Below are 13944 nucleotides of genomic sequence, written 5' to 3'. Positions count from 1 at the left end.
TCTCTTTACTCGGAGATCGAGGCAACGGGTTCGGGTTTTGGAGATACAATTACATCACTAAGTTTACTGAAGGCGAGCGCACCCTCTTGGCAATCAATTTTAATGATATCGCCTTCGATGAAGCTATTGTCTAAAATTCGGGTGGCGATCGCATTTTCTACCTGTTTTTGAATCGCCCGTTTTAGGGGACGGGCCCCATAGACCGGATCGTAGCCTGCTTCTACCAGATGGTCAACCGCAGTCGGGGTAATTTCCAGCGTAATCTTTTGTTCGGCTAACAACTGCTGAGTGCGTTTGAGTTGAATATGGACAATATTGCCCAATTCCCCTTTACCCAAGGCATGGAAGAGAATAAGATCGTCAACGCGGTTGAGAAATTCCGGTCGAAACTGTTTGCGGAGTGCCTTTTGTACCCGTTTGCGCATCTCTTCATATTGGCTATCATCGCCGGAAACATCCAAGATATGCTCCGATCCAATATTACTGGTGATCACAATCACCGTATTGCGGAAATCAATCGTCCGTCCTTGGGAGTCCGTGATTCGACCATCATCGAGGACTTGTAGCAAAATATTAAACACATCCGGGTGCGCTTTTTCTACTTCATCTAATAGCACCACAGAATAGGGACGACGACGGACTTGTTCGCTTAACTGTCCCCCTTCCTCGTATCCCACATATCCCGGAGGCGCGCCTACTAAACGGGAAATGGCGTGTTTTTCCATATACTCGGACATATCAATTCTGACCATGGCTTCTTCCGAGTCGAATAAACTGGCGGCCAAGGATCTGGCTAATTCCGTTTTTCCCACCCCTGTCGGCCCCATGAACAGGAACGAACCGATGGGACGACCGGGATCTTTCATTCCTGCTCTGGCACGGCGTATGGCTTCAGAAACCGCCTGTACAGCCTCATGTTGACCGACCACTCGCTGGTGTAAATAGCTCTCCAGGTGTAGCAGTTTTTGCCGTTCCGACTCCAGTAAACTATTGACTGGAATACCCGTCCACTTAGCGACAATTTCGGCAATATCGGCTTCGGTGACTTGTTCGCGCAATAGAGCCGAACCTTGTTCCTGTAGCTGTTGTAGTTGCCCTTCTTTCGTTTCCCGCTCCCGTTCCGTTTTCTCTAATTTTCCATATTTGAGTTGCGCTGCCCGATTTAAATCATAAGCTCGTTCTGCTTGTTCAATTTGCACGCGCAACTGGTCTTCTAATTCTTTGAGGATATTAATATCATCGATCAATTGTTTTTCCCCTTGCCATTGATCGTTTAATTTTTTCTGTTCTTGCTTGAGTTCGGTAATTTCTTGCTCAATGCGTCTGACTCTTTCTTGGGGTTCTTTGGTTTGTTCCCCATCCAAAGAGAGTTTTTCCATCTCTAATTGCATGATCCGGCGATCTCTAGTTTCCAGTTCCACCGGTTTGGAGGTAATATCCATTTTCAGTTTAGCAGCCGCTTCATCGACTAAATCGATCGCCTTGTCGGGCAAGAAGCGATCCGTAATATACCGGTTCGATAACTTCGCGGCTGCTACCAGCGCCGAGTCCGTAATTTTAACTCCATGGTGGACTTCGTAGCGCTCTTTTAACCCTCGCAGGATGGAAATGGTATCTTCGACACCGGGTTGATCGACATAAACTTGTTGGAAACGACGCTCTAGAGCCGCATCTTTTTCAATATAATTGCGGTATTCATCCAAAGTGGTTGCTCCAATACAGCGCAACTCGCCCCGCGCTAACATGGGTTTGAGTAAATTCGAGGCATCCATGGCACTCGACTGTCCGGAACCGGTTCCCACTACGGTATGTAGCTCGTCGATAAAGAGAACAATTTGCCCTTCAGAATGGGTAACTTCCCGTAAAACTGCCCGCAGTCTGGCTTCAAATTCGCCCCGATATTTGGCTCCAGCGATTAAACTGCCCATATCCAGGGTAATCAGTTGCCGGTTTTTCAGAGACTCTGGCACTTCATTATTAACGATACGCTGCGCTAGGGCTTCGGCGATCGCCGTTTTTCCTACTCCTGGTTCCCCAATTAACACCGGATTATTTTTCCGTCTGCGGGAGAGGACTTGTATCACCCGCCGAATCTCCTCATCCCGCCCGATAACGGGGTCTAAATTGCCCGATCGCGCCAATTCTGTCAAATCTCGCCCATATTTCTCCAAAGCGTTGTAGCTATTTTCTGGGGCTTGATCCGAGACGGTTTGACTGCCGCGAATGTCTTTGATCGTTTGTTCGAGTTGGGTGCGGGTGCGGTTAAACCGGCGCACCAATTCCCTGCCAATCCGTTGATCTTCGGCAAGAGCCAGTAAAATATGCTCGACGGAGATATATTCATCATTCCAAGCTTGGCGGGCACTTTCGGCTTCATCGAGGAGCTTATCTAAACTGCGACCAAGATACAGTTGGTCAACATTGTAGGTGGTTTTCTGCCGACTATCAAACTGGTTGAGTTGCTGTAATAACCGTCCTGGATCAATTCCCGCCTTTTCTAGAATAGTTTTAGCCAGTCCTCCTTGCTCCAAAAGGGCGATCGCCACATGCTCGACTTCCAACTGCTGATGTTTCCCGCGACGAGCGACATCCTGAGAGTTGACAATGGCTTCCCAAGCTTTATTGGTAAATTTCGATGAATCAGTTGGCTGCATGGTTAGGGTAATGGGCGATCTTCGCGCTTAAGCTTACTATTATTATGATCAATTCTTTGATTTAAGATACCAGGCTCGCCGCAAACTCGCCCCATGCCCACCCCATCCGGCTAAAGTTTTGTCTTTTGACGGTATTTGTAAAGCATTATTACAAAACTTGCCTTTCTGGTGTATAAAATTAATAATTTCCCTCTGTACAAGTATGGTATAGCTCTGTATCCTGATTACTACTTATCTGTAACCAATATTCAATCAATTGGGTGAATCAACTACAATGAACATCAAACATCAATCTAAAATCTGGGCAATTTCTAGTACATTGTCATTGACCTTGATGGCATTAGCACTAGCCTTGACTGGAGAATTTAATCTCCTGAAGCCCTTAGCGAATGGGTTCTCAAAGCCTGCTTACGCACAGGAAGAGAAACAATGCGATCGCGAACCCACAGATATGACAGTTTATTACGACGATCGTATTGTTTGTACAACAGAAGGACGAGGAGACACTGATATTTTTCGTTTGCAAGCAACAGCTAGGGATCGAATTATTTTTAGCGTTTCTGGTAGATCACAGAGAAATTTTGAAGTGATCGATCCTAGCGGAAATAGCTTAGGCAAAGACTCAGACTATGGTATAGTATTTGAAGCTACATTAAAGCAAACAGGAATTTATACATTTATAATTTCACCACATAGTGGTCAAGGCTCTATGGGACGTTTTCCTTATAGTGTTATTTATCAAATTCAAGAGGAAGACAGAATCTTAATTGTGGCGGTGATGCACTGGCAATGCAAACCCCATTACTGGGAAAATCGACTTTAGGCTGTCGGCAGAGAAGGACAACCAAAAGATTGCTGTCGAAGTTAAAAGCTTTATTGGCAAATCCCGGATTAATGACTTAGAAAAGGCGTTAGGACAGTAAATTCTCTATTATGATATCATGCAAGAAACAGATCCAGATAGAAGTCTGTATCTCGCCATATCAGAAGATGCATTTGAAGAGATTTTTACAGAATCTGTTGGAGAAGTTCTATTAAGGAAAAAACGCCTGAATCTAATCGTTTTCGATGAACAGCAGGAGATAATTGTGCAATGGATTCCCTAGATCGTTATTATGAAGTGATTAAAAATATTCTGGTAGAATACGCAAAACTGCCCTATGCCCATGGGAGGCTAGAGCGCAAACTGGTTATTGGAGAAGATCGCCAGAATTATGTATTGTTAACCGTCGGAGAGTTGCAGGGAAAGCGCGTCCATAGTTGTATTGTGCATATAGAAGTAGTTGGGGATAAAATTTGGATTCATGAGGATGGTTTAGAAGATGGCATCGCCGATGATTTACTCAGAGCCGGAATTCCCAAAAATAAAATTGTCCTGGGATTTTATCTTCCCCATATCCGACGTTATACCGAATTTCCGGTCAATTAGAGTAGGGGCGAAAATTTTTTCGCCCCTACAGATTATCGATAATTCCGGTTTATTTTTCACTCTTATAGCGCCAAAATTCTGCCAGGAATGCCACTAATCCGGACATCACAATCAGGATTACGCTTAAGGCGTTAATATCGGGTTTTACGCCGGTTCTGATGCGACTAAAGATTTCCATGGGCAGGGTGTTAAAACCACTGCCTGCGGTGAAACTGGCAATGAGGAAATCATCCATACTGAGGACGAAAGCGAGGAGGCAACCGGAGACGATACCCGGTAATAATTGGGGCAAGAGGACTTGCATAAAGGCGTTAAAGGGGGTTGCGCCTAAGTCTAGGGCTGCTTCTTCCAGATGCGGATCTAAATCAGCGAGTCGGGTGGAGACGACGAGGGCAATGTAGGCGAGACAAAAGACGATGTGGGCGGCTACAATTGTCCACAGATTGAGGGGAATGGCAAAGACAGCCAGGAAGACAAGGGTGGCAACAGCGATCGCAATATCGGGAATAATCAAAGGTAAATAAGATACTCCCAAATACAGGGATTTCCCTCGGAATTTATATTTGGCTAATCCCACTGCCATCAGGGTTCCCAAAATTGCTGAAGCACCGACGGCACAAAACGCAACAATTAAGCTATTTTGCAGAGAGGATAGGATTCTGGCATCCGAGAACAGCTTCATGTACCAATCAAAAGTAAACCCTTTCCAATTGGCACTATAAGCAGATTGGTTAAAACTATAAAAGGCTAAAACGGCAATGGGCAAGTACATAAACCCAAACATGACTACGGTAAACCCAATTTGCCAGGAAAAGGAAAATTTAGATTTAGACCCCAAGGAGTCAGGGATTATAGTTTCTTCAGGGGGTTGAATTGATTGTGTCATGGTTAGGGAATGGGGAATGGGGAATGAGGAATGGGGAATGGGGAATGGGGAGTAATTGTTACGTTTTTGTGTCCTCCTATCTCCCTATCTCCCTACCCTAGCTCTTTGTGGGTAAAGGGTTTGGCATTCACTCCAGTGTAGGTAGTGGAAATATGACCGTTACCGGTAACTTGATATTTATAGGTAATTAATCCTTCTAATCCTACAGGGCCGCGTGGGGGCATTTGTTGGGTGCTGATGCCAACTTCTGCACCAAAACCATAGCGGAACCCGTCGGCAAAGCGAGTAGAACAGTTATGATAAACGCCAGCAGCATCAACTTGATTTAGGAAGAGTTGCGCGGCTTGGGGGTTTTCGGTAACGATCGCATCTGTATGCTTCGATCCATAGGTATTAATATGATCTACTGCCTCCTCTAGAGAGTCCACCTGTTTAATCGCTAAAATCAGATCGCTGTACTCTGTAGACCAATCCGCTTCTGTGGCTGTGGGAATCCCTAATCTTTCAGACGTTGCATCATCTCCAAGTAATTTCACCCCTTTATCTTGTAGCGCTTGGGCAACTGGGTGAAGAATCTGCGGAGCGCAGGAGCGATGCACTAAGAGGGTTTCGATGGCATTACAGGCAGCCGGATATTGGGTTTTGGCATCGACCGTGATGGCGATCGCCTTTTCCAGATCCGCAGATTCATCCAGATAGAGGTGACAAATACCATCGGCATGACCCAACACGGGAATATTCGTATTCTCCTGGACAAACCGGACAAAAGAATTAGAACCCCTAGGAATAATCAAATCCACATATGGGTCTAACTTCAACAGCGCCACCGTTTCTTCGCGGGTGGTCAAAAGTTGTACCACATCCGGGCTAACCGCCGTTTTCGATAACCCTTGTCGAATCGCCTTGACAATCGCCTCACACGACTGAATCGCTTCCTTTCCACCCTTGAGAATCACCCCATTTCCCGACTTAATCGCCAACGTAGAAATCTGGATTGCTGCTTCAGGACGCGCTTCAAAAATCACCCCCAAAACCCCCAACGGACAACTGATCCGTTTCAGAACCAAACCCTCATCCAACTCTCGATGAATCTCAACCGTCCCCACCGGATCGGGTAACTTTTGTACATCCCGCACCCCAGCGATATTCCCTTTCAACTTCGTTTCATCCAATTTCAGACGATGATAGAGGGGTTTAGCAATGCCTGCGGCGATCGCCGCTTCACAATCGGCTTGGTTCGCTGCTAGAATTTCCGGTAGAGCCTGTTCTAAGGATTTGGCGATCGCCTCGATAGCCTGATTTTTCTCTTCTGTCGTCAATCCAGCTAACTGACGCGCCCCTTGTCGTGTTTTCTGGGCCAATTCGACTAACGTGGAAGAACTCATGAGCAATTAAAATTAACAATCTAACAATTAATAATTTTCAGGTCGGCGACAGCCGAAACAATTTAGTTACCTCTACTTCAACAAAGAGGCTAGTGTTCCCAAAAGTCTACCACATCCCCGCATCTACCCATCCCCTCGTCCTTCTTCAACGCTCCCGCGCCAACCGAGCATGAGCCTGCACAAACTCTCCCGCAGACAATGCCCCAATAATCGACAACTCTCCCGCCAACGCCAACCCCGCGCACATCTCGGCAAACGCCCTTGCCTTACCCGCACCCGCCAACCCCAAAATCTGCAAACAAGCCTGCTGACTGGGTAGCCCCGTACCTCCTCCCACCGTACCCACAATTAGATTGGGCAACGTCACCGCCGCATATAAATCCCCCTCTAGGGTTAACTCAAACCGCGTTACCCCCACCGCAGACTCCGCCACACAAGCAGCATCCTGACCACAAGCAATATACAACGCCGCCAACCCATTGGCATAATGCCCTTGAATCCCTATCGTCCCGCTCATTGTGCCCCCCAAAGCTGACATCCGCCAATAGTTCACCATTTGTTCTGGAGTCGTGTGCAACCGTTGGGCAACTAACTGAGCTGGTATCTTTACTTCCGCTGTTACTTTTTTACCTCGCACTCCAGAAAATGATTGGGCGCTGGCCTTTTTATCCCCCGATAAATTAGCCTCAATAAACCAATATTGCGGAGCCACAGGACTCTGGCTGAGGATATACTGACAAATGACATCCGTCGCCAAAGTCACCATGTTTTGGCCAGCCGCGTCCCCTGTCGTAAACTGAAAATCCAGATAAACATGATTGCCTTCTACGGTAATTCGAGTATCGATTAGTTTTCCGTAGCGCGTGGTTTGTTCTGCTTCTTGCTTAAAGCTTTCTTGTTCCCCTACCACCCAAGCCAAAAATAAGCCCACCTCTTGCAAGGTACTAAACGCAAATCCAGGAGTGCGGTTGACCGCTTCATTGAGTAATAAGGCTTGACAGCCTCCTACCTCGGAAATCAGTTGGCATCCCCGCGAATAGGAGGCGACTAGGGCTGCTTCAGTAGTGGCTAAAGGCACATGATAATCCCCTTGAGCAAACAGTCCATTGACTCGCAGGGGACCGGCAATACCCACCGGAAGTTTCACTGTACCGATAAAGTTTTCAATATTATACTGATAAGTTTCCAGTTGAGAGAGCGTTTGCCCATCTAATAAATTGGCTTGGGTTTCTGGGAGAGTCTCCAGTTGCTTCCAATGCTGTTCTACCCGTTGACGACTGAGGCGAAATGCTCCGCGAAATTTGCGGGGTAAGGGTTTAGGGTTGGGTAGCAGTTTGTCTGAGAGTTCCGTTAGGCGGTTCTGTTCTAGAAGTTCTCGGACATATTGGTTGGCTTGACGGTGGGGGGTAGACATAATGGCTTGGGGGAGAAGGTTTAATGGTTATTGTTTCAGGCATAAGTTGCAGAACTTAAGGGGTAAAAATGAGTCTAGAGTATAGACGTTATAAGGAATACAGCGCTTGGGGATGGGGGGATAGGGAGATAGGGGGAGCAGACAACAGACTCGGTGGCGCTTTTAGCTGTTCTAGCTATTGTTAAAAACAGTCATTAATGTACCTCATAAAAGAAAGAAACGCTATTTATGGGGTGAGGATCGGCGATCGCGATCGCCGATCCTCTAAGAGTTCTAGAATTCAGTCAAGACCAGAGTTGTCCCTGAGTGACAAAAGAGGGATATCACTTTACTTTCTCGATCCGAGATCCAGAGGTTGGAGGTAAGCCGGGTTTTAATTCTTCCGGTAGGCTCGATACAACTCCCCATTGGCGAACGAGTTTGTTAAGGAAAGCTTCTTGCTCTTCTCGAAAGTCTTCGTAGTAGCTACCCCCATTAAACATAGCAAACCAAACGACCCCTTTTTGAGCGGTGGGCAAGGCTCCACCCAAGGTACTGACGACGTAGAGGCTGCCTGATTTGACAACAGCAAATTTGGGTAAAGGGCGTGATGTTAAGATGCCTTCGTCTTCTCCGACAATAGCAACTACATCACCAATGGTCATTTGATGGGGTTGTAAAAGTTTTTGAATCCCTAAGAATAGGCCGATCGCCGCTCGTGGGGACATTTGGTTTTCTTCCCCTAATCCCGATCCATTAATGAGTTTAATCTCGGCTGGGGGGACACCGGCAAGAGTGGCCGCTTTTTGGGCGACGGTTCCTGCACTTCCCACCATGCCAGCGAACATTTCTGCCATGGGATTATTGCTGTATTGGTTCATTTTTTTCAGCAATTCGGCGACGGGAAGGGAGGAATAACGCACAAGGGGTTTAACGTTAGCGGGTGTTGTAGTTGTTGTCTTGATCAAGCCACCCGTACTCAGTTCCGGTTGCGGGGTATTGTCAGGTAGGGTTTCATATTGCAGATAGGCTCGATCCGGCCACAGTTGCACGTTTAAGCCTTGACGCAATAGAGCGCCAGAGGTTTTAGGGTTCTCTTCGTAGTTCATGTAAAAGGAACCAACAATGACTAAATCCCCAGTCACTTGTTTGATCCCCATGTCTATTAAGGCATTGCCGAGGGCGATCGCATCTTCCCAGACAAAGAAGGGATCGCGATCGCCAATAATCACTAAATCCCCGTTAATCACTCCATTCTCTAGGGTTCCGGTATAGCCAATTTGAGTAACAAATTGATGTTTTGGGCCAAACGTGTCTAATACGGCTAATGTGGTGGCGATTTTGGTTAAAGAGGCGGCGGGTAATAAAGTTGTCCCTTGATAATTCGCTAATAGGGTATCTCCAGACTGCATCCATACCCCTTGATTGGCTTTGGGATATCCCTTATTCGCCATGGTATCTAGAGTTTCCTGCACTTGAGCATTCACCTGGGGATCGGGATTTTCTGGGGCAGCTAGTTGGGTAGTGGGTTTCGCCGCAGGGGTAGGACTGGGGGAGGGAGTTGGTGTGGGAGTCGCCACTTCTGGAGTGGTGGGAACCTCCGGTTGAGAAATATCGGGAGGCGGTGCAGGTGGCAGAAAAGAATCTTCTTCTTCACACCCGATCAGTCCGAAAGCGGCGATCGCCGGTAAAATCACTCCAACACCCAAACGAGAAATGACACGCAACATCATAATTACCGCCTGTTCCTAATCTGCCTTTAAAACGTTACCACAGTGCGAATTGAACTGCCTTTATGCATCAACTCAAATCCCTCATTAATCTGCTCAATTGGCAACACATGGGTAATTAAATCATCAATATTAATCTTCCCTTCCATATACCAATCCACAATTTTTGGGACATCCGTTCGTCCCCTTGCCCCTCCAAACGCCGTTCCTTTCCAAACCCGTCCCGTCACCAACTGAAACGGGCGAGTCTTAATTTCTTGTCCAGCTCCCGCTACACCAACAATCGTCGAAACGCCCCATCCCTTATGACAAGATTCCAACGCTTGGCGCATCACCTCCACATTGCCAATACATTCAAACGTATAATCTGCACCGCCTTTCGTTAAATCCACCAAATAAGGGACTAAATCTCCTTCCACCTCCTGGGGATTGACAAAATCCGTCATGCCAAATTTTTCCGCCAAAGCTCGTTTTTGGGGATTCAGATCAACGCCTATAATGCGATCGGCTCCCACCATTTTTGCCCCTTGAATTACATTTAAGCCAATTCCCCCTAAGCCAAACACAATGACCTTAGAACCCGGTTCTACTTTTGCCGTATTAATCACGGCTCCAATTCCCGTTGTTACCCCGCAACCGATATAGCAAACCTTATCAAACGGGGCATCTTCGCGAATTTTGGCTACGGAAATTTCTGGGACAACGGTATAATTAGAAAAGGTTGAAGTGCCCATATAGTGATGGAGCATCTCGCCATTAAACGCAAACCGACTGCTTCCATCGGGCATCACGCCCCGTCCTTGGGTAGTACGGATCGCTTGGCACAAGTTTGTTTTTAGACTGAGGCAATATTCACACTGGCGACATTCGGGAACATACAGAGGAATCACATGATCGCCAGGTTTGAGACTGGTGACCCCTGGGCCAACTTCTACGACGACACCTGCACCTTCATGACCTAGGATGGCGGGAAAAAGTCCTTCTGGATCGGCCCCAGAAAGGGTATAGGCATCCGTGTGGCAAATACCTGTCGCTTTGATTTCAATTAATACTTCTCCAGCTTCCGGAGGTTGCAGACTGACGGTTTCAATGCTCAGGGGTTGATTAGGGGCAAAGGCAATAGCAGCTTTGGTTTCCATGGTTGAGGATGGCGATCGACTTAGAGGGAGATCATACCTTATCACGCTATGTATAGCAGGGCAAAGAATAGTTAGAACATTTTCTATTGCCGATTGCTATTCGTGCCTATTGCCTATTATTAATGGTTGGCGGCAACTGGATGTCGAGGAATAATGGCTTCCGGTTCTATAAAAGTGATACTTTCTTCTAGAGGCAAGACACGGACTGCTTGATGATAGATGTTGACTTGATAAACTTGTTGGTTTGTCCAGTCTAGGGCGGTTAACCATCCACTGCGGCGATGGTAGGCTCCCGTGTCGATATCTAACCAGCCTTGTCCTTGGACAATTTGACCGGGTAACACACCAGGGAAGGTAAAGGTAATGGTGTGGCCGGTGATAATGGTTTTATCGGGGAAGTAGGGAGTGGGAATGCAGTGAAATCGATCGCGAATCCAACAGAGTTCATATTCGGTTTGCTCGTCGATGGGTAAATCGGGATGAACTCCAGCATGGACAAGCCAAACATCGCCGAGATCGAGGTATAGGGGAAGATTGCTAATCCATTGCAGATGCTCAAGAAGGAGTTGGGCATCTTGATAACTACTCAGAGTAGCTTGTCCGCCACTATAGAGCCATGCTTGGAGGGCGGGATAATGGATTTTGCCGTCTGGAAAACTGTCGATCAGTAGTTGTTCGTGGTTGCCTCGAATGCAGGGATAACCACTATCACGAACGAAGTTAACGGTTTCTGCGCTTTTTGGCCCGCGATCGATCAGATCTCCTAAGAAGTATAAGTCATCGCTCTCTACAGGAGCGATCGCCTCCAGAAGATGCATTAAGCCATCATAATTCCCATGGACATCACCAATAAAAACTCGTCGTCCTGTTGCTCCTATCATTGCTTTGTATTCCCTGTGTGCTAATCAAGTCGGTTCCGTACTGATACCCTTTCTCTTTAACCTTGCCCTTAATCGATCCTTGGGAGGCAAGTTGCTCTAGGCCAATTTTTAAGGTGCATCATCATAGAGAATAGGGTATGAGGAATCCAGGGTAAGTTGCCACAAGCTTCCTCAACACCCAGTTAGCTTTGCCGATCTACTTTAAGATCTGAGCTATTTTGGTGTCCCTACAGTGTACTGACAAAGTTTAGTCCTGGACAACTGTTCTGGGTTTATTGAGTCAAAGCTTTAATAAAGCGTTCGAGTTCACCGAAAATCCCCCCTCGCCGTTTCTGAGTCGGGGTGGCTTCTTCCGTATTTTCTCCAGTCGTTGCTCGGATTAAAATCCGATCTAGGGCTTCGCCTACAGGTTTTTGCGGTTGTTCGGCAATTTGAGTATAACTACCGTCTGCGGTTTCGAGCCAAACTTGCCAGGGATGGGGATGGCAGCGATAGAGGGCTGCGCCTTCTAGGGGACGGATGTAATAACAGGAGTAGATTTGGCTTAAGAGTCTCTCGCGCAGTTGACGAGCCGTATAACCAATACCGACAACAGCGACATCTTCGAGTTTCGGGATTAAAAGAATGATGGGACGATCGCCGGCTAAGTTCACCAGACGCTCGACTTGCCCGACTTCTACGGATGAGGGGTTAACAACTAGAAAGCTCTCGTCTTCGGGGTCTATTTTATTATCGATGGGCGATCGGCTACTGCCTAAATCCGTGACTTTAAAGGGAGTTTCACCCCAGTCTCGACGGGCTAGAGCTGCCGCTCCGGTATCTGGAAAGAAGATTTTTGGTTGTCCCCCAAACTCTTGCAAAATGGGGATAAAGTCTTGGGCGAGCTTCTGCGCTTCTAGGGCAATTTCGGGAAAGACTAACTCTACTTGAATTAAGCGTCTTCCATCTTCGAGGGCTTGCAACGTTGCTGCTTTCGCTTGGGAGATCGCCTCATCTAGAGTTTGGGGTAATGCAGTCATGGGTGGTTTGTATTTCTGGGGTTTCCAGTTATTCATTATTCATGATCCGTGGCGAGATCGCCTAACAAGCGCTCCAGATAAGCCTGTCGCCACTGTTCCCGTTGCTGTTGCGTTTGCTCATCGGGTTGATAGGCTTCAATGTCTTCCAGGGAAAGGATACCTTTTTCCTGGGCTAATCGTTCGAGGGTATCGAGGCGATCGTGCAAGACAGAAACCTCACTGGCTAATGTCATAATCATCGTTAATAACCGATCTACTTTGGCGTTATCTAAATAAACGGGGCGTTTTCCCTTGGCTTTCTTCACTCTGGTTATCCTCAAATTTTCACATCATTTTATCGGGAATTGGTAATGGGAAAAATTGGAATTATTCTAGCAACGTATAACCCCAATATGGAGTATTTGCGCAAACAAATTGAGTCTTTGCAGGGGCAAACTTGGCAAGATTGGATGTGTCATGTGGTTGACGATCGCTCATCTGAAGCGTGTCAAAGCCAGATTCAAGCAACGATCGCCGGCGATCGCCGTTTTCACTTCCATTCCTACTCGGAAAATGTGGGATCTTATCATAACTTTGAGCGGGGATTAGAATTATGTGTAGGAGATCAACGGTTGGAGGCGATCGCCTGTTGCGATCAAGATGATATTTGGTTACCGGATAAACTGGAGCGTCAATGGCACGCTTTAGAGTCCCAATCCGCTCTTTTAGTCCATTCTGACCTAGAGCTAATCGATGCGCAAGACGACACTTGTTATCCTTCTGCGTGGGAATTTGAACAGCGATCTCCCCAAAATCTCACCCCCCAACTGCTGCTCCTGCGCAACACCTTAACCGGATGTACGATGATGTTTCGCCCCCAACTGCTCTCTCTCGTGCTGCCGTTTCCATTCCGAAAGGGCGGCAATTGGTATCATGATTGGTGGATAGCGCTCATTGCTTCCCATCAGGGGAAAATTGCCCATATTCCTACCCCCTTGGTGCGATATCGCATTCATGACACGAACACCGTGGGAGTAGTAGAAAATGCCGGAACTCTTTCCCAAGAAGTGATGACTGGATTGCAGAAAGCTGAAAAACTCAGGGGAAGGAGCTATATCACCCATTGCAACTTGAACCATGCAGTGTGCGATCGCCTAAATCTCAATCCCCAAGAGGTAGAAAACAATCCTTTTGGCGATCGCCTCCTCAATTTTGGTTTACCAATCCTACAGCTAGGTTGGCGCAGTTGGCAAGCAGGCTATGGTTCCCAGGGAATAGCCCTCCGGGTTTTTGTTCATAAATGCCGCAAAGATGTTAAAAGATTATTAGACCTCTTGCATAAGTAGGTAGAAAATAAATAGCAATGGAGTAATCCTATATTTTTATCCCTATTCCCTATTCCCTATCCCCTATTCCCTGACTTCTGCAAGAAGTCTATTAAGTAAGCGT

General features: G+C 47.0%; 12 protein-coding genes and 1 pseudogene. 4 read left to right on the top strand and 9 right to left on the bottom strand.

Annotation, left to right across the window (positions count from 1 at the left end):
* Positions 1–5: 5 nt before the first annotated feature.
* Complete coding sequence (gene clpB, locus AC3A14_RS00500; RefSeq protein WP_318731984.1) at positions 6–2654, bottom strand: ATP-dependent chaperone ClpB; 2649 nt, start codon at positions 2652–2654, stop codon at positions 6–8.
* Between the two features lie 274 nt (positions 2655–2928).
* Between clpB and AC3A14_RS00495 the strand changes: the two genes are divergently transcribed.
* From AC3A14_RS00495 to AC3A14_RS00485, 3 genes and pseudogenes are all read left to right on the top strand, one after another.
* The gene (locus AC3A14_RS00495) at positions 2929–3477 is read left to right on the top strand and encodes a hypothetical protein (RefSeq protein WP_318731983.1); all 549 of its coding nucleotides are present in this window, start codon (positions 2929–2931) and stop codon (positions 3475–3477) included.
* Positions 3455–3760, top strand: a pseudogene (locus AC3A14_RS00490) (element excision factor XisH family protein). Before AC3A14_RS00495 ends, AC3A14_RS00490 begins: the two are co-directional and overlap by 23 nt.
* Positions 3748–4083 (top strand): XisI protein, encoded by a 336-nt coding sequence (locus AC3A14_RS00485; protein ID WP_318731982.1) that lies wholly within the window; start codon positions 3748–3750, stop codon positions 4081–4083. The pseudogene AC3A14_RS00490 and the gene AC3A14_RS00485 overlap by 13 nt, the downstream one beginning before the upstream one ends.
* A gap of 49 nt (positions 4084–4132) precedes the next feature.
* Here AC3A14_RS00485 and AC3A14_RS00480 read toward each other — a convergent pair whose 3' ends face one another.
* The 8 genes from AC3A14_RS00480 to AC3A14_RS00445 all read right to left on the bottom strand — a co-directional run bounded on the left by AC3A14_RS00480 (position 4133) and on the right by AC3A14_RS00445 (position 12821).
* Entirely contained in the window at positions 4133–4969 is an 837-nt protein-coding gene (locus tag AC3A14_RS00480) for an ABC transporter permease (protein WP_318698508.1), read from the bottom strand.
* A gap of 92 nt (positions 4970–5061) precedes the next feature.
* Positions 5062–6354, bottom strand: a complete 1293-nt coding sequence (locus AC3A14_RS00475) for a glutamate-5-semialdehyde dehydrogenase (RefSeq protein ID WP_318731981.1) — start codon at positions 6352–6354, stop codon at positions 5062–5064.
* A gap of 145 nt (positions 6355–6499) precedes the next feature.
* Positions 6500–7768, bottom strand: a complete 1269-nt coding sequence (locus AC3A14_RS00470) for a hydroxymethylglutaryl-CoA reductase (protein WP_318731980.1) — start codon at positions 7766–7768, stop codon at positions 6500–6502.
* Between the two features lie 323 nt (positions 7769–8091).
* Positions 8092–9480 (bottom strand): D-alanyl-D-alanine carboxypeptidase, encoded by a 1389-nt coding sequence (locus AC3A14_RS00465; protein WP_318731979.1) that lies wholly within the window; start codon positions 9478–9480, stop codon positions 8092–8094.
* 26 nt (positions 9481–9506) lie between these two features.
* The gene (locus AC3A14_RS00460) at positions 9507–10616 is read right to left on the bottom strand and encodes an S-(hydroxymethyl)glutathione dehydrogenase/class III alcohol dehydrogenase (protein WP_318731978.1); all 1110 of its coding nucleotides are present in this window, start codon (positions 10614–10616) and stop codon (positions 9507–9509) included.
* Positions 10617–10735: 119 nt separating this feature from the next.
* Positions 10736–11497, bottom strand: a complete 762-nt coding sequence (locus tag AC3A14_RS00455) for a metallophosphoesterase family protein (protein WP_318731977.1) — start codon at positions 11495–11497, stop codon at positions 10736–10738.
* 272 nt (positions 11498–11769) lie between these two features.
* On the bottom strand, positions 11770–12516 hold the full coding sequence (locus AC3A14_RS00450) for a DUF1995 family protein (protein WP_318719489.1): 747 nt from the start codon (positions 12514–12516) through the stop codon (positions 11770–11772).
* A gap of 35 nt (positions 12517–12551) precedes the next feature.
* Positions 12552–12821: a hypothetical protein gene (locus AC3A14_RS00445; protein WP_318719490.1), complete on the bottom strand. Its 270-nt coding sequence runs from the start codon at positions 12819–12821 to the stop codon at positions 12552–12554.
* Between the two features lie 45 nt (positions 12822–12866).
* On the opposite strand from AC3A14_RS00445, the gene AC3A14_RS00440 reads away from it, so the two are divergent.
* A complete protein-coding gene (locus AC3A14_RS00440; protein ID WP_318731975.1) occupies positions 12867–13841 on the top strand; it encodes a glycosyltransferase family 2 protein in 975 nt (324 codons plus the stop codon).
* Positions 13842–13944: the final 103 nt, after the last annotated feature.

Source organism: Roseofilum sp. (assembly GCF_982964205.1).
The sequence above is the reverse complement of the archived record's forward strand: the minus strand, read 5'-3'. Positions and strand labels throughout refer to the sequence as shown.

Coding starts and splice junctions, on each gene's coding strand:
- clpB (WP_318731984.1), bottom strand. CDS start 2,654: ATGCAGCCAACTGATTCATCGAAATTTACCAATAAAGCTTGGGAAGCC.
- AC3A14_RS00465 (WP_318731979.1), bottom strand. CDS start 9,480: ATGATGTTGCGTGTCATTTCTCGTTTGGGTGTTGGAGTGATTTTACCG.
- AC3A14_RS00470 (WP_318731980.1), bottom strand. CDS start 7,768: ATGTCTACCCCCCACCGTCAAGCCAACCAATATGTCCGAGAACTTCTA.
- AC3A14_RS00495 (WP_318731983.1), top strand. CDS start 2,929: ATGAACATCAAACATCAATCTAAAATCTGGGCAATTTCTAGTACATTG.
- AC3A14_RS00455 (WP_318731977.1), bottom strand. CDS start 11,497: ATGATAGGAGCAACAGGACGACGAGTTTTTATTGGTGATGTCCATGGG.
- AC3A14_RS00440 (WP_318731975.1), top strand. CDS start 12,867: ATGGGAAAAATTGGAATTATTCTAGCAACGTATAACCCCAATATGGAG.
- AC3A14_RS00450 (WP_318719489.1), bottom strand. CDS start 12,516: ATGACTGCATTACCCCAAACTCTAGATGAGGCGATCTCCCAAGCGAAA.
- AC3A14_RS00485 (WP_318731982.1), top strand. CDS start 3,748: ATGGATTCCCTAGATCGTTATTATGAAGTGATTAAAAATATTCTGGTA.
- AC3A14_RS00475 (WP_318731981.1), bottom strand. CDS start 6,354: ATGAGTTCTTCCACGTTAGTCGAATTGGCCCAGAAAACACGACAAGGG.
- AC3A14_RS00460 (WP_318731978.1), bottom strand. CDS start 10,616: ATGGAAACCAAAGCTGCTATTGCCTTTGCCCCTAATCAACCCCTGAGC.
- AC3A14_RS00480 (WP_318698508.1), bottom strand. CDS start 4,969: ATGACACAATCAATTCAACCCCCTGAAGAAACTATAATCCCTGACTCC.